This window comes from Mycobacterium sp. 852013-50091_SCH5140682 (assembly GCF_001665685.1).
Taxonomy (GTDB): Bacteria; Actinomycetota; Actinomycetes; order Mycobacteriales; family Mycobacteriaceae; genus Mycobacterium.
In genome coordinates, this window is record NZ_LZTB01000013.1 from 87,973 (window position 1) to 114,652 (window position 26,680).

At 65.0% G+C, this 26,680-nt stretch carries 22 protein-coding genes; 4 read left to right on the top strand and 18 right to left on the bottom strand.

The window, feature by feature from the left end; all coding sequences use genetic code 11:
• Positions 1-3 precede the first annotated feature (3 nt).
• Complete coding sequence (locus tag A5784_RS05535) at positions 4-771, top strand: hypothetical protein (protein ID WP_064943114.1); 768 nt, start codon at positions 4-6, stop codon at positions 769-771.
• Here the strand turns inward: A5784_RS05535 and A5784_RS05540 are convergent.
• The 9 genes from A5784_RS05540 to A5784_RS05580 all read right to left on the bottom strand — a co-directional run bounded on the left by A5784_RS05540 (position 742) and on the right by A5784_RS05580 (position 10,264).
• A complete protein-coding gene (locus tag A5784_RS05540; RefSeq protein WP_064943116.1) occupies positions 742-1,245 on the bottom strand; it encodes a hypothetical protein in 504 nt (167 codons plus the stop codon). The genes A5784_RS05535 and A5784_RS05540 overlap by 30 nt on opposite strands.
• Before the next feature lie 76 nt (positions 1,246-1,321).
• Positions 1,322-2,266 carry a 3-hydroxyacyl-CoA dehydrogenase NAD-binding domain-containing protein gene (locus A5784_RS05545; protein ID WP_064943118.1) on the bottom strand — a complete coding sequence of 315 codons (945 nt, stop codon included), beginning with the start codon at positions 2,264-2,266 and terminating at the stop codon, positions 1,322-1,324.
• 26 nt (positions 2,267-2,292) lie between these two features.
• Complete coding sequence (locus A5784_RS05550) at positions 2,293-3,063, bottom strand: crotonase/enoyl-CoA hydratase family protein (protein ID WP_064943120.1); 771 nt, start codon at positions 3,061-3,063, stop codon at positions 2,293-2,295.
• Positions 3,060-4,295: a CaiB/BaiF CoA transferase family protein gene (locus A5784_RS05555; protein WP_064943169.1), complete on the bottom strand. Its 1,236-nt coding sequence runs from the start codon at positions 4,293-4,295 to the stop codon at positions 3,060-3,062. The genes A5784_RS05550 and A5784_RS05555 overlap by 4 nt, the downstream gene beginning before the upstream one ends.
• 11 nt (positions 4,296-4,306) lie before the next feature.
• Positions 4,307-5,533 (bottom strand): acyl-CoA dehydrogenase family protein, encoded by a 1,227-nt coding sequence (locus A5784_RS05560; protein WP_082944675.1) that lies wholly within the window; start codon positions 5,531-5,533, stop codon positions 4,307-4,309.
• Between the two features lie 161 nt (positions 5,534-5,694).
• A complete protein-coding gene (locus tag A5784_RS05565; protein WP_064943122.1) occupies positions 5,695-7,107 on the bottom strand; it encodes a dihydrolipoyl dehydrogenase family protein in 1,413 nt (470 codons plus the stop codon).
• Between the two features lie 3 nt (positions 7,108-7,110).
• Positions 7,111-8,037 carry a hypothetical protein gene (locus A5784_RS05570; protein ID WP_064943124.1) on the bottom strand — a complete coding sequence of 309 codons (927 nt, stop codon included), beginning with the start codon at positions 8,035-8,037 and terminating at the stop codon, positions 7,111-7,113.
• 41 nt (positions 8,038-8,078) lie between these two features.
• On the bottom strand, positions 8,079-9,407 hold the full coding sequence (locus A5784_RS05575; protein WP_064943126.1) for a helix-turn-helix transcriptional regulator: 1,329 nt from the start codon (positions 9,405-9,407) through the stop codon (positions 8,079-8,081).
• Positions 9,404-10,264 (bottom strand): alpha/beta fold hydrolase, encoded by an 861-nt coding sequence (locus A5784_RS05580; RefSeq protein WP_064943128.1) that lies wholly within the window; start codon positions 10,262-10,264, stop codon positions 9,404-9,406. The genes A5784_RS05575 and A5784_RS05580 overlap by 4 nt, the downstream gene beginning before the upstream one ends.
• Positions 10,265-10,542: 278 nt before the next feature.
• On the opposite strand from A5784_RS05580, the gene A5784_RS05585 reads away from it, so the two are divergent.
• Positions 10,543-11,541 (top strand): zinc-binding alcohol dehydrogenase family protein, encoded by a 999-nt coding sequence (locus tag A5784_RS05585; protein ID WP_064943173.1) that lies wholly within the window; start codon positions 10,543-10,545, stop codon positions 11,539-11,541.
• Positions 11,538-12,896: an FAD-dependent oxidoreductase gene (locus A5784_RS05590; RefSeq protein WP_064943130.1), complete on the top strand. Its 1,359-nt coding sequence runs from the start codon at positions 11,538-11,540 to the stop codon at positions 12,894-12,896. Before A5784_RS05585 ends, A5784_RS05590 begins: the two co-directional genes overlap by 4 nt.
• A 159-nt stretch (positions 12,897-13,055) precedes the next feature.
• On the opposite strand, the gene A5784_RS05595 is transcribed toward A5784_RS05590, so the two are convergent.
• From A5784_RS05595 to A5784_RS05615, 5 genes are all read right to left on the bottom strand, one after another.
• Positions 13,056-14,363, bottom strand: a complete 1,308-nt coding sequence (locus tag A5784_RS05595) for a Glu/Leu/Phe/Val family dehydrogenase (protein ID WP_232005953.1) — start codon at positions 14,361-14,363, stop codon at positions 13,056-13,058.
• Between the two features lie 68 nt (positions 14,364-14,431).
• Positions 14,432-17,296, bottom strand: a complete 2,865-nt coding sequence (locus A5784_RS05600) for an FAD-binding and (Fe-S)-binding domain-containing protein (RefSeq protein WP_064943132.1) — start codon at positions 17,294-17,296, stop codon at positions 14,432-14,434.
• A 35-nt stretch (positions 17,297-17,331) separates the two neighbouring features.
• The gene (locus A5784_RS05605) at positions 17,332-18,312 is read right to left on the bottom strand and encodes a D-2-hydroxyacid dehydrogenase (protein WP_197514644.1); all 981 of its coding nucleotides are present in this window, start codon (positions 18,310-18,312) and stop codon (positions 17,332-17,334) included.
• Between the two features lie 32 nt (positions 18,313-18,344).
• Positions 18,345-20,105: an IlvD/Edd family dehydratase gene (locus A5784_RS05610; protein WP_064943134.1), complete on the bottom strand. Its 1,761-nt coding sequence runs from the start codon at positions 20,103-20,105 to the stop codon at positions 18,345-18,347.
• Positions 20,106-20,207: 102 nt separating this feature from the next.
• Complete coding sequence (locus A5784_RS05615) at positions 20,208-20,975, bottom strand: SDR family NAD(P)-dependent oxidoreductase (RefSeq protein ID WP_064943136.1); 768 nt, start codon at positions 20,973-20,975, stop codon at positions 20,208-20,210.
• A gap of 190 nt (positions 20,976-21,165) precedes the next feature.
• Here A5784_RS05615 and A5784_RS05620 point away from each other — a divergent pair, with 190 nt between their 5' ends.
• A complete protein-coding gene (locus tag A5784_RS05620) occupies positions 21,166-22,350 on the top strand; it encodes a Gfo/Idh/MocA family protein (protein WP_064943138.1) in 1,185 nt (394 codons plus the stop codon).
• 73 nt (positions 22,351-22,423) lie between these two features.
• Here the strand turns inward: A5784_RS05620 and A5784_RS05625 are convergent, their stop codons facing one another.
• Genes A5784_RS05625 through A5784_RS05640 form a run of 4 tightly spaced genes read right to left on the bottom strand, consistent with a single transcriptional unit; the run spans position 22,424 to position 26,551 of the window.
• Positions 22,424-23,431: a Gfo/Idh/MocA family protein gene (locus A5784_RS05625; RefSeq protein WP_064943140.1), complete on the bottom strand. Its 1,008-nt coding sequence runs from the start codon at positions 23,429-23,431 to the stop codon at positions 22,424-22,426.
• A 43-nt stretch (positions 23,432-23,474) separates the two neighbouring features.
• Positions 23,475-24,266 carry an SDR family NAD(P)-dependent oxidoreductase gene (locus A5784_RS05630; RefSeq protein ID WP_156750395.1) on the bottom strand — a complete coding sequence of 264 codons (792 nt, stop codon included), beginning with the start codon at positions 24,264-24,266 and terminating at the stop codon, positions 23,475-23,477.
• Positions 24,247-24,999, bottom strand: coding sequence for an SDR family NAD(P)-dependent oxidoreductase (locus A5784_RS05635; protein WP_082944677.1), 753 nt, complete (start codon positions 24,997-24,999; stop codon positions 24,247-24,249). Before A5784_RS05635 ends, A5784_RS05630 begins: the two co-directional genes overlap by 20 nt.
• Before the next feature lie 43 nt (positions 25,000-25,042).
• Entirely contained in the window at positions 25,043-26,551 is a 1,509-nt protein-coding gene (locus A5784_RS05640) for an APC family permease (protein ID WP_197514646.1), read from the bottom strand.
• Positions 26,552-26,680 lie beyond the last annotated feature (129 nt).

Genomic DNA, 26,680 nt, shown 5'->3' on the forward strand with positions numbered 1-26,680 from the left:
CCGATGTCCGATCTGCTCGAACTGACCATGAACGCCCACGGCGGACTGGAGCGCTTCACCCGATACTCGTATCTCACTGCCCACTTGCATCAAGGTGGGGTGCTGTGGGGCCTCAAGGGACAGCCCACCGTGCTCCAAAACGCGCAGGTGCGTGTGGATTTGAAGAACCAGTCCGTGTCGCACGGACCGTTCGCGCCGACGAGCAATCATTCCCGATACACCCCGCAGCGGGTCACCATCGAAACCCCTGACGGCGACACGGTCGAGCAGCTCGACGATCCGCGCGCCTCGTTCGCCGGCTACGCGATGGAAACCCCGTGGAGCCACACCCAGGTGGCCTACTTCGCCGGCTACACCATGTGGACGTATCTGACATCACCGTTCCTGCTGGCCCGCACGGGAATCGTGGCTGAAGAGATCGAGCCGTGGAGCGAACAGGGGCAGACATGGCGACGGTTGCGCGTCACCTTCCCGCCCGACATCGCGACCCACAGCACCGTGCAGACCTTCTACATCGATGCCGACGGGCTGGTGCGCCGCCACGACTATGAAGTTGACATCCAGGGCAGCAACCCTGCTGCGCGGTACCTTCTGGAACCGGTGACGGTGTCGGGGATCGTGCTGCCGACCAAGATGCGGATCTACCCGCGCAATGCGGACAACACCGCTGCCGCCGACCCGTTGATCGTCGCGGTCGACCTGAGCGGTTACCGGTTCGAGTGTGCTGCCGGGCGCGGCGGCCTACGCTCGTCTGGCTGTCGCGCCCAGTAGTCGCCGCAGGATCCAGAACACCCGGCCGATCGAGCACAGCCCGGCCGTCGCCAGGGCCAGCAGAACGATTTGTAGCCACGGATACCCGCCGGAGCGCGTCGCATCCATCGTGATCGCGATCAGAGCGCCGGCGAACAGCGCCCCCTGCCAGGGCAAGACCCCAAGGAACGCCTGACCGATCCGTCGTTCGTCAGCGGCGGGCAGCTCTACCGGACCAGTAGGCACGCGGATCAGGTTGAGCAGCAACGAGATACTGGTCAGGGTCACCCCACCCATGGTGGCGGCGATGGACGACAATGATTGATACAGCGCCCGCCGAGTGTCCGGTGGGACGTGGGAGAGACCGAAGGGCACGACATCCTGTCGGGCCAGAAGCGACCACACGGCGATCACCGCCGCCGCTGGGACGATGTCGAGCCAGATGTGGTGCACCCAGTAGTAGCGCCACCGCGCGCTGTATCGCGATGATGTCATGTGTGCTGCCTTTCGCGCCGATGCAATGGTGGGCAGACGATGACGCTCATCGCCTGCCCACCGGATTGCATTGCTATTACTGGTGTTTGGTGCGGGCTGCGATCAGATCCAACAACATGTCATCGCGATCGGCGGCCAGCTCACCGATGGAGCGGCCGTGTGCCTCGTCCAGGACTCCCGTGATGATCTTCTGTTCCAGCTCCGGGGTGAAAGACGGGTTGCCCAGCGCCGGCCAGCCCTCGGTCATCCGGGGCATGAGCGTCTCCATGAAATGCGCGATCCCGCCTTCTCCGCCACCGAGGTGCCACAGCAGGTTCGGACCCATCACTCCCCAGCGCAGGCCAGGACCCCAGGACACCGCGTCATCGGCGTCGGCGACCCCGATGACGCCATCGCCGATGAGGTGTACCACCTCTCGGTAGAGCGCGGACTGCAACCGATTGGCAACATGGCCTGGCAGTTCCTTTTTCAGCAGCACCGGCTTCTTCCCGATCGCGGCGTAGAAGGCCATGGCCGCGTCAATCGTTGCGGTGGAGGTGCGGGTTCCTCCGACCACCTCCACCAGCGGGATGACATGTGGCGGATTGAACGGATGCCCGATGACGGTCCGCTCTGCTCCGACGCAGTCGGCTTGCATCACGCTCATCGTGATGCCCGAGGAGCTCGAGGCGATGATGGTCTGCGGCGGGGCGGCCGCGTCGATATCGGCGAACAGCTTGACCTTGAGGTCAGGGCGCTCGGGGGCGTTCTCCTGAACAAAATCACTGTGCCCGACCGCCTCTGCGAGGTCGGTGGTGAAGCTGAGGCGGTCGCGGGAGGCACCGTCGGCGAGGCCGAGACGGGCGGCGGTGTCCCAGGCGGCGTCGACGTAGGTGCGTAGCGCTGCTTCAGCACCGGGGCCAGGATCAGTGGCCACGACATCGAATCCGCGGGCCAGGAAATGGGTGGCCCAACTGGCCCCGATGGTGCCGGTGCCGACGATCGCGATCTGTTTGATGGTGGTGATATCGACTGTGGACATGGTGCTACTCCTGTGTGGTGGGGCGGTCAGCGTCCGTGCCAGACCGGGGAACGTTTCTCGGCGAAGGCCACTGCACCCTCGCGGGCGTCGTCACTTCTCAGCAACGGTGCAGCAATCTCGTCCTGGCGGATGAAGGCCTCGCCTTCAGGTAGCGCCTGGGTCTCGCGGACAACCTGCTTGACTGAGGCCAGGGCCAGCGGTGCGTTCATGGCGATCCGTGCGGCGAGCGCCTGAGCGGCGCTGAGTGCGGATCCTGTGGCTGCGAGGTCGGCGACCAGTCCGTACTGCTGTGCCACCGGCGCGGTGATGGGATCGCCGGTGAGCAGCAGTCGCATGGCGAGATGGTGAGGCAGGCGATGCGGAAGCCGCACCGCGCCGCCTTCGCCGGCGATCAGGCCACGTTTGACCTCGGGAAAACCGAAGGTGGCGTTCTCCGCGGCGACTATCAGATCACAGGCCAGTGCCAGTTCGAATCCCCCACCCAGCGCCCAGCCTTCGACCGCCGCGATCAACGGTTTGGCGACCACAGCCCGGGTGAGCCCGCCCAGTCCGCGCCCGGGCAGCACCGGTGTCTGCCCACCGGCAAACGCCTTGAGATCCATTCCGGCGGAAAAGGTTCCGCCCGCCCCGGTAAGCACCCCGACAGCAACCGCGGGATCGGCGTCGAGGCGGTCCAAGGCCGCGCCGAGAGCCACGGCGACGTCATGGTTGATCGCGTTGCGCTGGGCGGGTCGGTTCATGGTGATGGTCAAAACGCCGTCGGCGGCCTGCTGCTGCACCAGTTCTTCTGCGCTCATCGGAGCACCTCTGTTGCCTGCGGGATGGCCTGCGCGGTGCGCAGTTCGGTGACCTGCTCAACGGTGAATCCGAGCTGCGCCAGGATCTCGTCGTTGTGCTCCCCGTGATCAGGGGCGCGCGTGGCAGGCACCTTCTGCTGGCCGCGAATCGTGATCGGGCTGTTGACCGTATATTCCAGGTCTGCGGCGCCGCTGATCGGGACAACCACCTCGCTGGCCTTCAGCTGAGGATCAGCGGCCGCCTCTTCCGGGGTCTGGATGATGCTGTAGGTGATCCGGGCGTGATCGAGGGTTTGCTTCCAGTAACCGGAGGGCCGGGCCGAGAATTCACCGTCCAGGACAGCGGCCAGTGCCTCCGAATGGCTGCGTAAACCTGTTTCGTCGGCGAACCGTGGATCAGCGAGCAGGTCGGGTCGGCCCAGTGCCTCAACCAGTTTGGGCCAGTGCTGAGGGCGGGCCACCAGCATCAGCCATCGGCCGTCGCTGCATTGGTAGGGGTTGCTCAGCGGATTCACGGGCGCGGTGCGGTCATGGAGCTCATACGGCGTGCCGCCTGCCAGCGCCGCCGAAACCAGGGTGCCGGTGGCCCACACGCCGGTGGCCAGCAGGGAGGTCCCGACATTGGATCCCACACCGGTGCGCTCGCGGTGATACAGCGCCGTGGTGATGGCCGCGTAGACGGCGGTGGCGGTGGTGTAGTCGCCGCTGCCCCATACGGGCGAGGTCGGCGGCGCACCGGCGTCGCGAGTGGCGGCCAGCAGACCGCTGCGCGACCAGAAGGCTGTCAGGTCGAAGCCGGGCAGGTTCGCATCATCGCCGGCATCGCCGAAGCCGGTGATATCGGCATAGATCACCCGCGGGTTCCACTGGGAGACTTCGTCGTAGCCAAGGTGCAGGGCTTCACGGGTGCCGTGCGGAAAATTCGTGATGACGACGTCGGCCCATTCGACGAGGCGACGCAAGATGGTGGTGCCACCCTCGGATTTGAGGTCCACCGCCATGCCGCGCTTGTTGCGGTTGGCCAGGTGCCAGCTGTAGTTCCCCGCGGCGACGGGGCTCGGTGGTAGCGAGCTGAGTACGCGCTGGGGGTCGCCGAGCCCGGGCGGCTCGACCTTGATGACGTCGGCGCCGAAATCGGCCAGCATCGTCGCTGCGGCCGGGGCAGCGATGAAGCTGGCGATCTCGACGACCTTGAGTCCGGCGAAGATGGCGGCAGGTGAAGGTGTTGTCATGTTGGTGCTCCTCACACAAAGGCGCTCAGGCCGCCGGTGATGGACCGGCCGACGATCAGGGTCTGCATTTCCCGGGTGCCCTCATAGGAATAGAGCGCCTCGGAGTCGGCGACGAAGCGGCCGACGTTGTAGTCCAGAACGATGCCGTTGCCGCCGAGCAGTTCCCGTGCCCAGCCGACACTTTCGCGCATGCGTACCGTGCAGTACGCCTTGGCCAGTGCGGACTGCTCGTCGCGGTACACGCCCTCGTCTTGGAGCTGGGCCAGGCGCACCATCATGCCCGCGCACGCGGTGGCATTGCCGAGCATCTTGACGAGCAGGTCCTGCACAAGCTGAAATTTCCCGATGGGCCGGCCGAATTGGGTGTGCTCCACCGCGTAGGCCAGGGCGATCTCGTAGGCGGCCCACATGACACCGACGGACTGCCAGGCCACGCCACTACGGGTCTGGCGCAAAATCTTGGCGGTGTCTTTGAACGAGTTGGCGTTCTGGAGCCGGTTTGCCTCCGGCACCCGGCAGTCGGTGAGCACGATATCGGCGTTCTGCACGATGCGAAGGGCGATCTTGTTCTCGATCTTGGTGGCGGTGAAACCCGGGGTGCCCTTGTCCACAACGAAACCCAGCACGCGGTCGGTGTCGACGTCGCGGGCCCAGATCACGATGTGGTCGGCGAACGTCGCGTTGCCGATCCAGCGTTTGGCACCGTTGAGAACCCACTCGTCGCCGGCGCGGCGTGCAGTCGTCTGCATGCCGCCTGCCACGTCGGATCCGCCGTGCGGTTCGGTCAGACCGAACGCGCCGATCTTTTCGAAGCGGCTCATCGCCGGCAACCAGCGGTTCTTCTGCTCCTCGGAACCGCAGGTGATGATGCTCCCGATGGCCAGGCCGGTGTGAACGCCGAAGAAGGTGCCGATCGAGGCGTCGGCGTGCGCCAGCTCCATCGCCGTGATGCCGTTCATGAGATTGCTCGGTTCGGTGGCCGACGACGCCGGGTCGGCCCAGTCCACCAGGCCCAGCCCCGCGAACTCCGGGATCAGATGATGCGGGAATTCTGCTCGGGCCCAGTGGTCGTCGACGATCGGAACGACCCGGGTGCGGAAGAATTCACGCAGCCGGTTGATCGTGGCGCGCTGTTCGTCTGACAGGATCTCCTCATAGGCGTAGAAGTCTGCCTTGAGCAGGCCCTCGCCGAGATCCTGAAGGGGGATCGCCGGCAGCGCTGTGGCGTTGGTGGTCATGAGATCCTCTCGTGTGTTGATGTGCGCACTTCATTGTGTCGATACGCGCAGCAGCATTGCATCCGTGAAAACCACAGTCCCACAATTCAATTGGATGACATCCGGACAGCACGAGACCTGCCGGCACCCTCTCGGTGACGGCAGGTCTGCGTAGGCGGGTGCTATCTGTGCGCGATGCCGGTGAGTCCAAGCTGCTGCGATGCCGCGATGGCGGTGTGGATCAGGATCTCTGCGTAGGTGGGAAACGAAACAGCCAGTCGGGCAAGGTCATCGACGCGTCCCGTGCCGGTAGCCAGCGCAACCGAGAGCACCTGGACGATGTCGATGGCGCGATCGCCGACAACGTGGCCACCGAGGATCTCGGCAGTCTCGGCGTCGATGACCAGCTTGCAGAATCCATCAGTGCGGCCGTCGATGATCGGGCGCACGCAGGTGGCATAGTCGACGCGGCTGCAGTGCACCAGCGCGACGGTCGCACGTGCTTGCGCTTCGGTTAATCCGACGGATGCGTACTCCGGGTCGGTGAAGCTCCCCTCCGGCGCGTAGTGGTCGGTCAGCGGTGACCGCAAGCCGCCGACTGCGTTGTCGGCGGCGACGTATCCGTCGCGGATCGCTTCGGAGGCCAGCATCGATCTGCCGGTGATGTCACCGGCCGCGAAGATGTGCGGGGCGCTGGTGCGCAGATATTGGTCAGTGCTCACGAATCCAGCTGCGTTCACGGCGATCCCAGCGGTATCCAGGTGCAGATCGTCGACGTCGGCGATCCATCCGACCGCGCTGATGACCAGTTCAGCATCCAGACTGTGCCGCTGTCCTGAGTCGGTGTACTCCATCCGAATGCCGGCGCCGTTGCGGGTGAACGACTCGATGGTGCCGAAGGCTTCCCACACATCGATACCGGACTGCCGGAACCCCTCGGCGACACCGGCTGCCACGTCAGCGTCGGCATGCGGTAGCAATCGTGCACCGGCCTCGAAGACGCTGACCCAGGTGCCAAAGGCGTTGAATATGGATGCCACCTGCAGACCGGTCGCACCGCCGCCGACCACGATCATCGATTCGGGCACAGTGGTCAACGTCCAGGCGTCACTGTGCGTGCCCAGTAGGTCAAACCCCGGTATCGGCAGCGTCTTGTTCGTACCGCCGGTGCACACGATGAACCTGTCCGCAGAAATGCTCAGCCCGGAGTCGGTCTGTACTCGATGGCCGTCCAGGAATCGCGCACGACCGGTGTTCTGATAGAGCGTGACACCTTGAGCGGTGATCTGCCGCAGCAGAAATGATGATGCCCGCACATCGTCGACGACAGCCGTCACGCGCCCGAGCACCTGGCTGTAGTCCAACTCCGGGTAAAACCCGGTGATGCCGTAGCGGCCCAGTTGGCGGGCGTCACGCAGCAGGCGGGCAGTGTGCGCCAACGTGCGTACCGGTACCGGCCCGTCGTTGGCTGCCATTCCGCCGAATCGGCCTGCGGTGATCATTGCTGTCCGTGCGCCGAGTTCGGACGCGCGTGTCGCCGCGGTCACCCCGGCAGGCCCCGATCCGAGGACCACGACATCGAAATCCGATGCCACCGTTTACTTCCCGATTCCGGCGATTCCGGTCAAGCCACCTGGGACAGAGGCCACCACCCAGTCACCGGTGCCGGCGAGGGACACGGCGCGGATCTGTCCTCCCAGGTCGCTGACATAGGCGATCCCCGCTGCGGTGTCCACGGCCAAACCGATCGCCTCATGGAAGTCACCGGCGAGAATGTCGATCGCCCCGCCGGTCTGACCCGGGCCCGGAATTTGCGCGCGGTTCAGCGTGTTTCCCCTCGGCGGTGTACCGCGGTCGGTCCAGTAGATCACCCCGCTGTCGAGATCCAGTTCCAGGTCGATGGGTTCAGGCAGTCCAGACCACAACACCTCCACGGTGCGGGAGTCGGCGGTCTGCCCGACCGGGATGTCCAGCGCGGTACGGAAAATCCGGCCGTCCCCGCCGTCGGAGGGCCCCTTCTGCGTCCAGTACAGATGGTTGTTGCGCTCGTCGACGGCTACCCCGACACACTGGTTGCGGATGACACGGCGCTCCTGCTCACTGTGGGTCACCACGACTTCGTCGCGCATCTGGCCGGTGTCCAAGGACACGCTGCGCACCGCTGCGCCCTCTCGGTCAGACCAGTAGAGACGACAACGCGACCACGCACCGGCCAACTGCTTGCCGGTCACGAAGCTGCCGGACTCCAGGACCGTCTGACGGTCCGAGCCGTCGAGTGCGGCGCGCTCGAGGGAACCGTTGCGGCGGTAGAAGTCCAGGTCGCTTTCCTGTTGCGGCGGGTGGTCGGCGGGCAGACCCGGCGCCCCCATATTCGTCCAGTAAAGAGCGTCGGCGTGGGGGTCGACGACGATGCCGTCGGGGAACTGGCTGACTGCGGTGAGAAAGTCCGTGACCGTCCCGTCGGCGAGGTCAACTTTGACGATGTGCTGCCGACTCGGGTTCAGGGCAAGCAGATGGGTGTACATGATGTCTTTCTGTCGCGATGAATGATGTTGGACCAGAACAGTTACGACGCTGCTCGCGGCGCCTGGGCCGGGGCGGCGTTGACCAGCAGAGCCAGCTGCGTGCGGGAGGTGACCCCCAATTTCCGGAACACCTTGTGTAGGTGATATTCGACGGTCCGGTGCGTGATGAACAGTCGGGTGGCGATCTGGGCGTTGGTGGCGCCTTGCGCCACCATGCGGCTGATCTGTTCTTCGCGGGCGGTCAACGCCGGCCCGATCGGCACTTCGGCGAAGGTGCCGCCCGCCCCGGCAGCGGCCAGTTCTAGATGTGCGCGCTGCTCGAAGGCCGGCATGCCCAGCTCGGCGAAGTCACTGGCCGCGCGCCGTAGGTGCTCGCGCGCCGCGACGGCGCGGCGCCGGCGGCGCAGCCAGTCCCCGAACAGCAGGTGGGTGCGGGCCAGTTCGGGCCGCAGCGGAGTACGTTCCAAGTGGCTGAGTGCCTCACCGAACCAGACTTCGGCAGCGGGCCCGTCGGTGAGCAGTGCGTGCGATCGTGCGCGCACGCCCCGCGCCCAGTGGCTACCACTGGCCAGGGTCACCTCGTCGAGCCGGAGCAGGGCTTCCTTTGCCTCCTCGCGACGTCCGGTCCGCATTGCTGCTTCAACCAGCTCGGCCAGCGCCCAATTGCGGTAGCCCTGGGCGGGCTGATCCTGAGCGATGTCGCCGGCGGCGGCGTACGCCTGCTCGTAACAGCCCAGCCCGTTGTAGAGCACGGCGGCAGCCCAATTGATGAAACACAGACCCGCACCATCACCGCGGCGATGGGCGTCCTGGGTGCCGGCCAGGATCAGATATCTGGCCTGGGTGTCGCGGCCGGTGAACGCGGCCAGACCGAGTTGACTGTAAGGAACCACACGCCCGCCGGCCACCGCGGTCACCGACTCCTCCTCATCGGCCAACGGAGCCACGTCACCCACCTTGCCCGTCAACAGCAGCGTGGCGGCGCGATCGGTCAACGCAGACGGCAGCATCGACACCGGGCCCTCCTTGCGTAACGCACGAAGCAGCTCGATCGAACATCGTTGCCATGCGTCGAAATCCCAAGCCAGCCCGGCTGCGCGACCGGCCAGCCAGAGGGAGCTGGCGTTCGCACCGCGGGCCCACTCAGGCCGGCGCGTGCATTCCAGGGCATCGCGCAGTGCCGGCATCGCAGCGTGCGGGCCGTCGGTCACGAAGCGGGCCACGCTGTCGAGCACGTCGTCGCCCGGCCGCCGACCCTCGGCGATGGCGTCCCGGGCGGCCTCGGCGACCAGGCTCAGCGCCCGCCCGGCGTAACGGCCTGCCAACAAGCCGGCGGGCAACGCCTCCCGTGAGGCATCCAGCACGGTCATCGCCCGAGAAACTGGCAGACGTGCTGACCGAATTCGACCGGATACTGGTCCAGGAAGCCGTGCCCGGCATCGGGATAGATCCGGATCTGAGCGCCGCGAATCCTCTCGGCCAACAGGTAGCTGTTCTTCGTGGCCATCATGGTGTCGTTGTCGCCGTTGGCGACCAGCGTCGGTTGCGTGATCGCCGTCAAGCGCTCCAGCTTGGCCGATTCCGGTATGCCCCAGGTCATCAGCGCCTGATATTGCGCATCGCGACACGCCAACGTGGTCTCGCGGTCACGGTTCTCGGTGCGGGCGTGGGTGCGGGCCAGATAGTCCCAGCCCCGCTTCACGCTGGCCTCGGATCCCGAAAAGAACAAGGACAGAAAGCCCTCCGGGGTGATGTCGTCAGCGCATGCCCAGCGATACACGTCGTCGGACCAGCGGTGCAAATCAGGTGCACCCTGCGGCGCGGTACCGGCCAACACCAGACGACGCGGCAGCCGCGGCCGAATCAACGCGATCTCTTGGGCTATGTGTCCGCCGAGCGAAAAGCCGAGCACGTCAATCGATGTCAGTCCCAGAGCCTCGACGAACGCGAGCGCGTCTCTGGCCATTCCGGCCACGGTGTCAGGGACCACACCTGTCGACCCGCCAACCCCGCGCAGATCGACAGTGATGACCTCCCGGTCCGCCGAGAGCACATCGAGCAGGGCCGGATCCCAGTAGTCCAGATTGCCGCGGAAGTGCTGCAACAGCACCAGCGGCGGCACCGTCGGTGACGGTGTTCCCAACCGGCGGTAGACGAATGTGTCAGCGCCCACCTCGACGCGCAGATTCGCCGCGAATCCCGCGCCCACAGTGTCAATGGTCGTCATTTGTCAGCCTCCCATGTGGTGTGTTGATCAAGCTGCGCGTCAAGGCTGGCAGCCGTGCACCGGTGCGGGTATCCGACAAATGACCACTTCCCCGCCGCCCAGGCGACGGCGTCTAATCCATCCCGCTGGTCCGGCGCCATAGACATCTGACCTATTGCCGCCCACCGCGATAACCGCGACACTGGCTCAATAACGCACTCCCGCAAAGGAACAGGACAAATGATGACCTACTCCACCGGTCGACCCAACCCACACCAGCGGTTGCTGGCGGTGTGCGCGTGACCACGATGACCGCCATCGCGTCTTTCGCAGGCCTACCAATTGACGATCCCGATGCCCTCCGCGACATCGAGGTGCCTGTTCCGGATCTCCGCTCCCACGATGTACTTGTCCGCGTCGAGGCTGTGTCGGTAAATCCCGTGGATATCAAGCAACGCGGCGGCCTAACCCCGTCGACATCCCCGGTCATCCTGGGGTTCGACGCTGCCGGTGTCGTGGAGGCGGTCGGGACCGCAGTGAGCACCCTGGCGGTCGGTGACGAGGTCTGGTATGCGGGCGACATCAGCCGGCCGGGGACCAACGCACAATTTCACGCTGTCGACGAACGCATTGTCGCCCGCAAGCCGAAGTCTTTGTCGTTCAAGGACGCCGCCGCCCTCCCGTTGACGACGATCACCGCCTGGGAAGCATTGTTCGAGCGGTTCGCCCTGACCGCGGACTCCACTGGGGACCTGCTGGTTCTGGGTGCTGCCGGCGGGGTGGGCTCGGCGATGATTCAGCTCGCGAAGAAGCGCACAGGCATCCGCGTGATCGCCACCGCCAGTCGCGACGATTCCCGGGCATGGGCATCGGCACTGGGTGCCGACGTCGTGATCAACCACCACGACCTGCAGCGGCAGACTCTGGAAGTCGCCCCCGACGGGGTGGACTACGTGTTCTCGCCGCACTCGGCGGGCAACATCGACATCTACGCCGCCATCACCCGGCCGTTCGGCCACATCACCGCCATCGATGAACCCGACGGCCTGGACCTTCTGCCGCTGAAGGCCAAGAGCATCGCCTGGCACTGGGAACTGATGTTCACGCGTGCGCTGTACTCCCACGACATGATCGGACAGCAGCGCCTGTTGACCGAGGCCGCAAAGATGGTCGATCAGGGCGAACTGCGCAGCACCGTCACCACCGCCATCAACGACTTCAGCGCGACCGGATTACGTGAGGCGCACCGACTCGTCGAATCCGGACGCATGATCGGCAAAGTGGTGGTCTACCGGTGAGTGAGCGACAGGTCGATTTGGCGGTCATCGGGTTCGGCAAGGGCGGCAAGACCCTCGCCGCCGCGCTGGGCGGTGCGGGCTGGCGGGTGGCCATGATCGAGCAGTCCGCGCAGATGTATGGCGGCACGTGCATCAACGTCGGGTGCGTCCCGACGAAATCGCTGGTGTACCGGTCCGAACACCTGGGCACCGGCTCGGCGCACGACGCGCAGTACCACGACGCGGTGGTCGCCACCGCCGAGCTCACCGCTGGGTTGCGGGCGGGCAACTTCGCAATGCTGGACCGCCTGGCCACCGTCGAGGTCATTACTGGCGCGGCCCGGTTCGTCGACGCCCACACCGTGGCCGTCACCACCGCGGACGACGACGAGGTGACTGTGACCGCGACGTGGATCGTGATCGGGACCGGCTCTCGCCCGACCTTTCCCGACCTCCCGGGGCTGGCCACCTCACCGCTGGTGCGCACAAGCACCGACCTGTTGGTCGAGGAGAATCTGCCGCAGCGGCTGGTGGTGCTCGGCGGCGGGTACGTCGGTCTGGAGTTCGCGGCGATGTACGCGGCGTACGGATCAGAGGTCACCGTGCTCGAACGGCACGACCAGGTTCTGGCCGCCGAGGACGACGACGTTGCCGAGGTGGCACGGAAGATACTGCAGGACAAGGGTATTCATGTCATCACCGGCGCACGGGTGACCGGCGTGCACGATACCGTGACCTATCGGTATGACGGCGCCGAACACACCGCACCCGCCGACGCCGTGCTGGTGGCTCTGGGCCGCGAACCCGTCACCGCCGAGCTGAACCTGCAGGCGGCCGGCGTGCACACCACACCGTCGGGTGCCGTACCCGTCGATGACCATTTGCACACCAACCAACCGCACATATTCGCCATCGGCGACGTAAACGGTGGCCCACAGTTCACCTACATCTCCCTCGACGACTATCGCATCGTCCTCGATCAACTGATCGGAGCAGGCGCGCGGAGCACCGCCGACCGCTCCGCGGTGCCCTACGCGTTGTTCATGACGCCGCCGCTGGCCCGGGTCGGGCTGACCGAACGGGCCGCGCGGGATGCCGGCCTGAACATCAAGGTGGCCGCGATGAACGTCGCAGAGATGGCCACCGTGCCGCGAGCCCGCATCGTCGGCGAGCCCGTCGGCCGGATGAAGGTCGTGGTGGATGCCACCACCGACCTGATCCTCGGGGCGGCGCTGCTCAGCCATGACTCCCACGAGGTGATCAACACCGTCGCGCTGGCGATGCGGCACGGCATCACCGCCACCGCCCTGCGGGACTCGATCTACACCCACCCCTCGATGACCGAGGCGTTCAACCAACTACTGAGCGCCCTATAACCGCACCAATGCAAACGTTGACTAGAGCTCACCTTGCCGCGCTCTGGTCAGTATTCGGTCGCCGCCGACACGTTATGCCCAGCGGGTCGCCAGGTCTGCGGACCCACCGCGCTCTCAAGACGGTCGACTAGCGCCGACCCCAAATGATCACGGTGCCGACTATGGATACAGACCCCGTAGCCGGTGCGCCCGGGCGACCGTGTCCACCGCCAGTACCGTTGCCGCCTTACGCAGGGAAAGTCCTTGCTGTTCAGCCAGATCCGTCACCGTCCGCCAAGCCTGGAACATGCGGTTCTTCAGCCGAGCTTCCACCTCCGCTGCGCTCCACCAGTAGGCCTGATTGGCTTGTACCCATTCGAAATAGGACACCACGACGCCGCCGGCGTTTGCGAGAATATCCGGCACGACGAGCACGTCATTGTCTGCCAGGATCCGGTCAGCCTCCGACGTCGTCGGACCGTTTGCTCCTTCCACAATCACCGTCGCCCGGACACGATCCGCATTGAGTTCGTGCAGAACACCTTCGACCGCAGCGGGGATCAGGAGGTCGACGTCGAGTTCGAGCAAGCCGCCGCCGTCCAAGACGTCGCCGTCGGGATATCCGGCGATGGAACCATGGGCGGCAGAGAACTCGGCCAACTTCGGAATATCAAGTCCACGTTCGTCATGCACGGCAGCGAACTCGTCACTGACCGCTACCACACGGGCGCCCTGCTCGTGCAGGAACTGTGCGGCGCCGCGGCCGACCTTTCCGAATCCCTGAACGGCCGCTGTCGCGCCTCGAACGGAGACACCGCGACTGGCCAGTGCTTCCGCCGCGATATGGACCAGGCCCTGTGAAGTGGCGCCGCCACGGCCGAGCGACCCTCCGAGGGAGAGCGGCTTTCCGGTCACCACACCGAGGGTGGTGTGCCCACGGTTGACCGAAACAGTGTCCATGATCCAGGCCATCGTCTGCTCATCGGTTCCGATGTCAGGAGCTGGGATGTCACGTTCGGGCCCGATCAGCGGGAGGATTTCGCTCGTGTAGCGACGCGTCACCCGCTCAAGTTCCGCGGTGGAATACGCCTTGGGATCGATTCGGACGCCACCCTTTGCGCCACCGTAGGGCACGTCGATGAGAGCACACTTCCAAGTCATCCACATCGCCAAGGCCCGTACCTCGTCGATTTCCACGGCGGGGCTGTATCGCAGGCCTCCTTTCGCCGGACCGCGTGACAGATTGTGCTGCACGCGATGTCCGGTGAGAACTTCGATGGTTCCGTCGTCGCGGCGTAACGGAATGCTGACCGTCACTTCGCGACGAGGTCGGCTCAGCATGGTGACCATGCCGTCGTCGAAACCGAGGTGTTGTGTCGCGTCGCGCAACTGTCGCTGCGCGTCGCCGAGCGGGTGAGCGCGGCGGGGAACGGTGAGCAGGTGGTGAGTCAACGTGGTCTCCCGTCGGTCGGTCGGCAGTCCTGTCAACTCTCTCCGGGAATCAGTTCCGGTGACCGTGCCACTTTGGAACATCTGCGTAGCGTTTCACCGAAACCTCAAGGCACCCTGGGCGTCAGGCGGCTCGCCAGCAACTCGGCCAGATGAACGCCACGTCGATCGGACAGCTGCTCGATCTGCGTTCGGCAAGAGAATCCGTCTGCCAAGATCACTGCGCTGGATGAGATCTCACGCAATGCAGGGAGCAACTGAGTCTCCGCCACCGCGGCCGAAAGGTCGTAGTGGCCGCGCTCGGCCCCAAAATTGCCCGCGAGCCCACAGCAGCCCCCCACGGACGTGATCCGGGCACCTGCGCGGTCGAGGAGCGCGCGGTCCGCCTGCCAGCCCATGACAGCGTGATGGTGGCAGTGCGGTTGAGCAAGTACCTCTACGTCGGCAAGGTCGGGGGTCCGATAATCGTTGTCGCTGACCAACAGTTCGGCGAGCGTCTTCACCGCTGCGGCGACCTCGGCCGCGCGCTTGCCGCCGACGAGTTCCGGTAGATCGGATCGCAGCGCCGCGGTGCAGGAAGGTTCGATGCCGACGACGGACATACCTTGGCTCACATAGGGATGCAACGCCGCCGCTGTTCGATCGAGCCTGCGGCGGGCGCCGTCGAGTTGGCCGGTCGAGATCCAGGTGAGACCACAACAGATGTCTGCCCGCGGTATATGGACCTGATAGCCGGCGGACCTCAGTACCGCGATGACAGCGCTGACGACATGGGGTGTGAAGCTGTTGGTGAAGGTGTCGACGAACAGGACGACCTGTTGGGTCGAGGTATCGGCCACGGGCTCTTGCGGCGCGGCCCGCCACACAGAACGCTCAGACCTGGGCCCGATTCGAGGCAACCTGCGGCGGGCATCGATGCCTGCCAACCACGCAGCCACAGGGTGCAGCAGCTGAATCCCGCTCAACGCGTTGGCAAATCGAGGTGCCTTGCGCGCCGCACGCAGCCACAGCGGGAGCAGACCCAGCGAGTAGTGCGAACGCGGGCGCAGTCGGCCACGATATCTGGCATGCAGGACCTCTGATTTATACTGGGCCATGTCGACGCCGGTCGGGCAGTCAGATCGACAGCCCTTGCAACTGAGGCACAGGTCCAGCGCCTCACCCACCTCGGGCGCGGACAGTCCAGCTGATCCGAGATTGCCGGCGACCGCATCCTGCAGAATGCGGGCACGCCCCCGTGTCGAGTCCTTCTCCTTCCCGGTCGCCTGGAACGAAGGACACATCACCCCGCCGGCTGACGGGTTCGGCGCTACGCATCGTGCCACGCCCGTGCATCGATGCACCGCCCCGAACAAGCCATCGGCATCGTGCGGGTAGGTGAACGCCGGCGGGCTCTTCAGCACTACCGGTTTGACGTAGCGGATGTCCGCGGTGGCCGGCAGCGGGTCGACGATCACGCCCGGGTTCATCAGATTCGTCGGATCGAAATGCCGTTTGACCGCACGGAAGAGCTCTATGGCAGCGGTCGAATACATATGGCCGAGCAATGAGCTACGAGCCCGGCCGTCACCGTGTTCGCCCGACATCGAACCGTCGTACGACGCAACGAGTTGTGCGGCATCGTCGAGGAACTCCGCATAACGGCCTCTGCCGCTGGGCTCATCAAGGTCGAAGTCGATACGCACATGCACGCAGCCATCGCCGAAATGCCCGTACGGGACGCCCATCAAGCCATGATGCGACAGCAGATCCTCGAACTGCGTCAAATAGGCGGCCAAGTGCTCCGGTGGGACCGCGGCATCCTCCCAGCCGGCATGTGCGGATCGTCCGCCATCAGTTCGGGCTATCAACCCCGAACCATCCTCGCGAACCTTCCACAGTGCCGTGGCCTCCGACGCCGACCGAACCTGACGGAATCCCACTGCCCCGCAAGCCGTCGCGGCTGCAGCCACATTGGCCTCAAGCTCACGGCGATCGTCACCGGCAAACTCCACGAACAACCATCCCGCCCCGCGCGGCATCTCAGGCAAGGAGCCCGGACGAAGCCGACGGACCACATCGGTGATCCTGCTGTCCAATCCCTCGCAGGCAATAGGTTTGAGCGGCAGGATCGCTGGTACAGCTGCTGCGGCGGCCACCATATTCTCGAACCCCAGTACGCCCATCACCCGGTGCGGCGGGTCCGCGACGAGGCGTACGTCAGCTTCGATTACCACGCCCAAGGTCCCCTCGGCCCCGACCATGAGCCTGCCCACGTCGAATCTGTTCTCCGGCAAGAGCGCATCAAGGGCGTAGCCGGACACTTGGCGGCTGAAGCGCCCGAACTCGGTCCGGATCACCTTCAGCGACGCCGCGGTGGTGGAGCGCAGTTCTTGCAACAGCTGCGACGCCACATCGCCACGATCCAGCGTTCCCAGCCGCAGATGCTCCCCCGCGCTGGTCACGACGTGGAGCCCACGAATGTTGTCACTGGTTCGGCCATATCCGAGTGCCCGGGATCCGCAAGCGTTGTTGCCGATCATCCCGCCGATGGTGCACCGAGAATGCGAGGAGGGGTCAGGTCCGAAACGCAGTCCGTGCGCCGCGGCGTGACGCTGAAGAGTCGCATGCACAACTCCGGGTTGCACTCGGGCAGAGGATGTCTCGATATCGACGTGCAGAACGTTGTTGAGATGCTTGCTGTGGTCGACGACCAGTCCGGCACCGATGGCGTTGCCTGCGATCGATGTTCCCGCACCGCGGTTGATGATCGGCACCTGCGTTCGGGCGCACGCGGCAACGATCGCATCGATCTCCTCGGTGTGCCGGGGGAAAGCCACCGCGGCGGGTAATACCCGGTAGACCGAGGCGTCCGACGAGTACAAGGATCGGGTCAGCGCGGTGTCGTCGACGGCGATGCCGTGGCTGCGCAGATCTGCCACAGCCGCCCTGACGGCCTCGGGTTCGGGCCGTGGCGGTGTTGAATATTCCATTGTGTGTTCGGCTCTGTTGTCAGTGTTTTCCTGGTTCAGGATCCGTTGCCCCGCAACGCGGGGGCCGTGACTCCGAGTTGCGCGACATCAACCACGTCGCGCAGCGGCACACCAGCTTTCCACCGCCGCAAGTTCTCGGCGAAGCAATCGACGACGCGCGCTCTCCATCCGACAAGGTCCCCCGAGGCATGAGGCGACACAAGAATGTTGCCTCTTTCCCAGAGCGGACTGCTTTGCGGCAGCGGCTCTTGGTCGAAAACGTCGAGGGCCGCACCACCCAGGTGTCCCCTGTCTATGGCGTCGATCAGATCGTCATCCACGACCACCGCGCCGCGCCCGACGTTCACGAGCCGCGACCCGGGACGCATCCGCGCAAGCCGGCTCGCGTCGAACAGACCGCGCGTGGCCTCCGTGAGAGGAAGGGTGAGCACCACATCAGCTGCCTCACCGAGCATTCGGTCGAGATCGTCAAAAGCGGCAATCGCGCCGAGCACAGGGTCTTCCCGGGCCGAGCGACCCACGACGGTGACATCCATCCCGGCCGCACGCAACAGCAGCACAGTCTCCCGACCAACTGGTCCGGGCCCGACAACCAGAACCTTCCGACCCAGCAACGGCTCTGTCTCGCGGTGCAGCCACCTGCGTTCCTGTTGAAGTTCGATGGTCCGGCGCAGATCCTTGGTGAACATCAGGAGCACACCGAGAATCCACTCTGCGATGGGCCGTTCGCACACCCCGCGAGAGTTGGTCACGATGATGTCGCTGTTCACGATCTCGTCAGTGAGCAACGCGTCCACCCCGATGCTGGACGTGTGGATCCAGCGAAGCTCCCCTGGGCCGGCCTCCCGCAGCAGATTACTTCTGAAGTCGTTCAGGAACAGGACCTCGGCGCCCGACTGCGCGGCCCGAAGCTCCTCAACTGTTCGGACGATGACGATCTCGGCTTCGTCTGTCAGCCGGTCCACGGGTGGCTCCGGCCGCCCCTGCGGCACGATGACGATCGCCTTGGGCCTCACCGTGGTACTTCCTTTCTGTCCCGGTGGCATGATCACCAGCCGCCCTGCCAACCGCTCATCAAGCCGTACGGCAGCCGCTGTGGCTCTTCATCCGGCAGACCCTGCAGGAAGTCGAAGTCGCAGCCCTGATCGGCCTGCAACACGTGATCGAGGAACAGTCGGCCGTAACCGCGGCGGTATTTCGGCTCAGGCATCTTCGTCTCCGCGAGTCTGCGTGCGATCTCCTCGGCCGGGATGTCGAGATCAAGCCGCTGGTTCTCGACGTCGAGCACGATCGGATCACCGTCGCGCACCGCCGCCAGAGGTCCGCCGACGGCAGATTCGGGGGCGACGTGAAGGACCGTGGTACCGAACGCAGTTCCGCTCATCCGAGCGTCCGAGATGCGGACGATGTCCCGCACCCCCTTGCGCAGCAGGTGCTGGGGGATCGGCAGCATTCCCCATTCCGGCATGCCGGGAGCGCCCACCGGACCGCTGTTGCGCAGCACCAGAACTGAGTCTTCGCTGATGCCCAACTCGGGATCATCGATGCGCCGGCCGAGATCGTAGATGTCCTCGAAGACGACGGCGGGCCCACGGTGCTGCAGCAACTCGGGCGAGGCCGCACTCCGCTTGATCACCGCTCCGTTGGGCGCGAGGGATCCGCGAACGACGGCGATACCGCCTGCGGTGTCGAAGGGTTCACCTAGTGTGCTGATCACCGCGCGATCGGGATGCGGCGCCGACGCGTAGCCCGCACCCAGCGTCTTCCCGCTGACTGTGAGCGCGTCGGGGTTCAACAGCGGGTCGAGTTCCTTGAGTACCGCGGCGATACCACCGACCTCGAAGAGTTGCTTTACGAGGTATTCGCCGGAGGGTCGTACGTTCACGATGCGTGGAGTGCGCTGCGAGATCTGGTGGAACCGGTCGAGCGGCAGGTCCACCCCGACGCGGCGGGCAAGAGCCAGGAGGTGCACGACGGCATTGGTCGAACCGCCGACCGCCATGAGCAGGGTGATGGCATTGTCGAACGCTTCGGCGGTCAACACTTCGCTCGGCCTCGGCCCCTGGCAGATCGCCATCTCCACCGCGCGCCGACCGGTCGCCTCGGCCGCCGAGGCCCGGCGGGAGTCGACTGCGGGAATCGAAGCGGTTCCTGGCAGGCACATCCCGAGCGCTTCGACGATAGATGTCATCGTGGAGGCGGTTCCCATTTCACTGCAGTGGCCGGCGGTCGGCTTTGCGGCGGCCTCCAGCTCATCGAAGTCCTCCTGGGTCATCCTGCCGGCCCGCAGTTCGTCGGCGTAGCGCCACGTATCGGTGCCGACGCCCAGCTGCTTCCCCCGGAAATGCGCGGGCTCCTGGGGTCCCCCGGTCAACATGATCGTCGGGATATCCGCGCTTGCGGCCCCCATCAATTGAGCCGGCACGGTTTTGTCGCAGCCGCCGAGCAGCACGATGGCGTCCAACGGGTAGGCGCGAATGGATTCCTCGACATCCATCGCCATGAGATTGCGAAACAACATGGCCGACGGTTTCATGAGACTCTCGCCGAGGGAGATCGTCGGGAACTCCAACGGCAAACCTCCGGCGAGCAGTACGCCGCGCTTGACCGCATCCGCGAGGAGCCGGAAGTGGATGTTGCAGTTCACCAGTTCGGACCACGAGTTGGCAATCCCGATCACAGGACGGTCTTTGATGGCAAACCGGGAGAATCCCTCCGCCTGAATCGCTGTGCGGTGCACGAATCCGGTGAGATCGTGCGGACCGAACCAGCGGGCGCTACGGAGATCGCTGGTGTTCGACTGTTGCATGGCTGGGTTTGCTCCTCGCGTACTGGATGTCGGTATCAGGGATGTTCGGATCTCGTTGCCACGAGCGGGATCACGTGCGGGTCAGTGGGCACGCTGCGCTTATCAGGCGGCCGAGGTGCCCCCGTCGAAGGCCATGGCGGTTCCGGTCGCAAAGGTGCCGTCGAATGCCAAAAAGGCGATCGCCGCAGCCACCTCCGCAGGTGTGGCGAGCCTGCCGAGCGGCACAGTGGCCTCTTTGTCGCGTAGCGCCCGCTGCGGGTCTGCCTCGTGAGCCAGCCCTGCTCTCAGCATGGGCGTGTCGATCAGGCCGGGGCAGACGGCGTTGACGCGCACGGCAGGGGCGAGTTCGAGCGCCAGCGCACGGGTCAGACCGACCACACCCGCCTTGGCCGCGCAATAGTGAGCGAGCCCGGGGACTCCCATCGAAGCAAGGTCAGAGGCTACATTGACGATCGCGCCTGCGCCCGCATCCCGCATGTGCAGACCGGCGACCCGCGAGACGGTGAACGTTCCCGACAGGTTGGTATCGATGACCTCGCGCCAGCATTCGTCACTCAGGTCTTCCAGCGAAGCGTAACCAGCGACACCTGCGGCATTCACAGCCACGTCCAAACCACCGAACGCTTCGATGGCATCGCGTACTGCGGTCGAGGCCGACTCTGGATCGGAGACGTCGGCGACGAATCCCTTCGCACCATCCCCTAGATCGGCGACCACTCGCTGCAGTTCCTCGGATCGCCGGGCAAGTAAGGCAACCCGTGCGCCACGGTTGGCGAACAGACGTGCCGTCGCCTCTCCGACACCTGAGGTGGCACCCGTGACGAGTACCCGCGCGTGCTCGGAACAGATCCCTGGCGCCCGTTCCACCATGATTTCCGGAACTCCCTCGTCCTCGGCGTGTCCAATGTCGAACTCCAGTACAGCCGCCGGATTCAGGGATCAGATGTTTCACATTGACACACCATGGACCTCCCGCTCGTTCCTAGGCTGTCAATGGATGCCGATCAGCGTTGCGCGGGGAGGCGTCCCCGGACATCACCATCAATACAAAGGAATTCCGTTGAAGCCGCAGAACAGCATCGGAGTCGGTCTCATCTCGGTCGGGTGGATGGGGCGCCTGCACTCGCGTGCCTATCTTGCCGTCCCACAATTCTTCCCCGAGCTTCCGCATCACGCGGAGCTCGTGATCGCGGCCGATCCGGACGACGCCGGACGCGCCCACGCCGAGACGGCGCTGGGTTACCGGAATACGACCACCGACTACCGCGAGGTGCTCGCCCACCCCGATGTGGACGTCGTCTCGATCTGCTCGCCGAACTTCCTGCACCACGAGATCGCGCTGGCCGCAATCGAGGCCGGCAAGCACTTCTGGATCGAGAAGCCCATGGGCCGCAGCGCCCGCGAATCGCGCGAGATCGCCGAGGGTGCCGCAGCCGCGGGACTCGTGACCGCGGTGGGATTCAACTACCGGCACGCACCCGCTGTCGCGGAAGCCCGCCGCCTCATCCGCTCCGGCGCTCTTGGACGTATCACCAACGTGCAGATCCGCCTGCTGACCGGCTACGCCTCGGATCCGACGCAGGTTTTCACCTGGCGTTACGAGCAGGCGTACGCGGGCTCGGGGGTTCTCGGTGATGTGCTCAGCCACGGCTTCGATCTCGCCCAATACCTCGTCGGCCGAATCTCTTCCGTCAATGCGCTCACTGGAACCTTCATTCCGGAACGGCCCGTTCCGGCAGGCAATTCATCGAATACCTTCGACATGGGCGCAGCCTCGGACGTGACCCGCAAAGTCGAAAACGAAGACTATGCAGCACTACTCGCCCGTTTCGAGGGAGGAGTGATCGGCATGCTGGAATCGACACGGGTGGCCATCGGACCGCACGCCGAGTACATCGTCGAGGTCTACGGCACGCAGGGTTCTCTGCGCTGGAACTTCGAGCGCATGAACCAGCTGGAGTTCGCCGAGGATCGCCGCGGCTATCGCACCATCCAGACCGACGCCTCCTTCGGCGAGTTCCGGCGCTTCCAGCCGGGTCCCGGCCCGGGCATCGGGTTCAACGACCTGAAAACCATTGAGGCGTGGCTGTTCTTGCGCTCGGTGACCGAAGGAAAACAGCTAGCCCCGTCGGCGGCCGACGGCTGGGCCGCATCCGAGTTGGTCGACGCCTCCTTGCGCAGCGCTGAGTCCGGCGCATGGGTCGACATCCCTGAGGTCAGCGGCGAGACGACGTACGGTACGTAATCCGAAGCGCGGGGCGCTGAGTCACGGATGTGGCGCAGCGCCCCGCCGCTCGTCGCGACGTCTGCCTGCCGGCTCAACTCAGGTCGAGGCCGACCGCTTCTCCCATGGTTGCCGAACGTTGTGCGGCATCTGCGATGAGCAGAGCCGCGCGGCCGTCCTCAAAGGTGGGGCTGGAAGATCGCTCACCGCGTACGAGCTTCACGAACTCGACGAGCTCGAGCGCGTAGGCCCGTGCGTAGCGCTCCAAGAACGGCTCGACGTAGGGCGACCTGGATTCGACCATCCCGGCGCAGGAGAAGCTGACAAGACTCGTAGGTGCGTTGGCAACCTGTAGTACGCCATTGGCGCCGAAAGCCTCCAGGCGCTGGTCGTAGCCGATGGCACTGTGCCGTGAGTTCGTGATCGTGACGAGGGCACCGCGAGCTGCCCGCAGCGTCACCGCAATCGTGTCGAAATCACCGTGTTCGCGGGCGCCGGAGTCGAACAGCCGGGCACCCGTCGCACTCACCTCCACGATGTCACCCACGAAGAAGCGTGCCATCTCGAAATCGTGAATCGTCATGTCCCGGAAAATTCCTCCCGACACTGCGATGTAGTCCGCGGGCGGCGGTGCGGGATCCCGGCTGACGATCGCAAGCTGTTCGAGCTCCCCGATCTGCCCGTCGCGTACTCGGGCATGGACCTCGGCGAACGCGGGGTCGAAACGCTGGTTGATACCCAACGCGACCGGTACGTCGGATTCAGCGACCTTGGGGCGCAGTGCATCGACGCACGCGATGTCGAGGTCGATCGGCTTCTCGCAGAGCACCGGTAGGCCGGCATCCACACACGCCTCGATAAGTTCGACGTGAGTGGGTGTCGGGGATGCCACGAGCACGGCGTCGATGCCGCCGGATTCGATCAACTCCTCCGGAGAGTCCGTGACCGTTCCTCCGTACCGGGCGGCCACATCAGCTGCTCCGTCGACGACGGGATCGGCGACCGACGCGAGCACGGTTTCCGGGTGCTCAAAAATGTTGGCGGCGTGCATCCGTCCGATGCGACCGGTTCCTATGAGTCCGAAGCGAATTGGCTGATTCATTGCTGGTTCTCTCCCGCGCGAGATCAGGTAACGCGACCTGGCGCTACTTCGCGGTGTGGCCGCCGTCGATCACGACATCAGCCCCGCTGACGTATGAGGATTCTTCTGACACCAAGAACACCACCGCGGCCGAGATCTCCTCGGGGCGGGCCCACCGTCCGAAGTGGGAGGCTTCGGGTGGCAGCGCGGTGGGATCCGCACGCAGCAGCGGAGTATCGGTTTCGCCAGGAAGGACGGTGTTCACGCGAATACCTAAATGCGCCAACTCGATTGATGCCGCTTTGGTCATCCCCCGCAGCGCCCATTTCGACGCGACGTACGCGAAATTGTCGCGGAACGCGACCATCCCCGACGTGGAGGAGATGTTGACGATCGATCCTCCCCCGCTTCTCTTCATGGGCTCGAGAACCGCCTTCATGCCGAGGAACGGTCCAAGCTGATTCACCTCGATGACGCGGCGGTACTCGCTCTCGGAGACAGTGTCGACGCGGCCGATCCCGACCACCCCGGCATTGTTCACCAGCGCGCTCGGCGGGCCGAACCGGCACGCACACTCATCGACCACCCGCCGCCAGTCGGCTGCTGAAGTCACGTCTCCCAACAGCCAACAAAATCGCTCATCTCCGACTTCCGAGAGGATCTCAGGACCCGCCCCTGCAGCGACGTCAAAGCCGACGACACGTGCCCCTGCCGTCAACAGCGCACGCACATGGGCGGCTCCCATTCCGCGGCCCGCACCGCTCACCAAAACGATCTGGCCGGCAAGGCGCTTGTCCGGATATTCCTCTGTGCACTCCCCCGGCGACGTCACGCGCTCACTGCGCTGTGTAGGCACCGTCCACCACGATCTCTGAACCGCTCATATAGGAGGACTCGTCCGAAGCCAAAAATACTACGGCAGAGGAGATCTCCTCAGCTCGTGCCCACCGCTTGAACGGAAGCTCATCTGTTGGAGGCATCGAACCCCCGGCACCGGATTCGATGTTCTCCCGGATCATCGGGGTGTCTGTGTCACCGGGGCACACCGCATTGACCCGGATGCCCAGCTCGGCGAGTTCCAGTGCAGCAGCCTTCGTCATGCCTCGCACGGCCCACTTCGATGCGACGTACGGGAAGATGTCGGGAAACCCCACCAACGCCGCGGTCGAGGCGATGTTCACGATCGAGCCTCCGCGCTCCCGCATGGCCGGGAGGACCGCCTGCATGCCAAGGAATGTTCCGACCTGGTTGATGTCGATCACGCGACGGTAGTCCTCTTCAGAAACGCTCTCCAACGACTGAATCGGTGATATACCCGCGTTGTTCACCAGAACGTCGATGCTCCCGAACCTTTCGAGGCCTGCGGCCACAATTCGCTCCCAGTCCCAGCCGGACCTGACATCCCCTTTCAGGAACAACAGGCGGTCCGAGCCGAACTCGTCGACCAATGCCGGTGCTTCACCTTCGTTGATGTCGAAGGAGACGACGCGCGCGCCCTCATTCGCCAAGGCCCTGGTATGCGCCAGTCCCATCCCGCGCGCACCCCCGCTGAGAACTGCGACCTTGCCTTCGAGTCGTGTGCCGACCACGTTCCGTTGTCCTCTTTTCCCAGATATTGACCTGCTCAATGGTTTACTGTCGCCCGATCCGGGCGTACACGTCTGCTCGGCGGTTGCGCAGCACGTTCCCGTAAACCCAACCGACGACGAAGACGAGCGGCACCAGAACGGCAAGCGCCGCGGAGACGAGCGGGCCCGCGCCGATGAGTTTGTCGAGGTTCGACACGCTCAGCACGAACACCACGGAGATCCCCGCCAGCCCCAGCAACGGCGCGACCACCGTGCGCCATAGACCGCCGCCGGTACCCCGTACCGGGTTCCTCTTGAAGTACATCAACACGGCAAGACTCACGAGCCAGAGCAGCACCACTATCCCGACTGCGCCGACCCCGTTGACCCGGATGTACACGACGAAGGCGTCGGTCCCCACAGCCTCGAAAGCCGTGACGGCGGCGATCACGAGCACTGCGACGATCTCCAGGCATGTCACCAACAGCGACGCGCGAAACGGGGAGTGGTGTTTCGGATGCGCCTTTCCGAGCACGGCAGGCAGGACCCCGTCGCGACCGAACGAGTACAGGTAACGCGACACAGCGTTGTGCTGGGAGAGCAATGTCGCGTAGGTCGAAAGAATGACCAAACCGTTGACGATGCTGGGCATCACGGCGCCGACGTACTTCAGAGCGAGGTCGCTGAACATCGTCGACACATCGGCGCCCTGCCGTGCCGCCTCGATACCTCCCGAACCGATGCCGGTGAGCATTGCGGTGGCGGCGAGCAGGTAGAAGGATCCGATGACGACCACCGCGGCATAGGTCGCCCGCGGGACGGTCTTGATCGGATCCTTGGCCTCTTCGCGATAGATCGCCGACGACTCAAAACCGCCGAAGCAGAGAAAAGCGAAGAGCACCGCCAGACCGAATCCGCCGGACGCGACTCCGTTCCAGGTGAATGCCGCGGCCGGCACACCGTCGGGGCCTCCGTCGAAGAAGATGCGGAGATTCACCAGCAGCACGAGGAGGACCTCGACGCTCAGCGCAACCGCGAGGGTCTTGGCGGAGAACTCCACCTGCACGTAGCCGGACAGACCGGTGAGCATGACACCGGCCAAGGCGAATACATACCAGGGCATCGAGAAGAGGCCCAGCCCTTCGACGAAGAACTGCCTCGCGTAGAACCCGAAGGCGGCCCAGGTCGACAGCAACAGCACCGAATAAGTGAACAGCGCAACAAATGCACCGCCGAGACCGAGACGATTACCCAAACCCGCTGTGATGTAGGTATAAAACGCGCCTGGCCGGTCGACGTACCGAGTCAACGCTCCGTAGCCGACAGAGAAGACGAGGAGGATGACCATCGTGAGCAGAAGGCCGGGAACGACTCCCTCGCCCGCGAACCCGATCATGGCCGGCATCAGACCGACGACGACGAGAAGCGGTGCCGCCCAAGCAAGAATCGCGAAGACGATGCTCCCGACGCCCAGCCGCCCCTGAAGGCGAGGCGTCGTTGTCGCCTCACCCGGCGGTGCCGCGAAGGCGACCCCCGCGGCGTCGGTTGTCGGTTCACTCGGACATTCGGCCACTGGCCACTCCATTCATCGCTTGAGATCGCTTGTCACCCACCCGGTGTGTGTCGTGGCGCGTACGGCCGCCGCCCACCGGCTGTCTCTTATACACATCTGACGCTGCCGACGATCGCATAAGTGTAGATC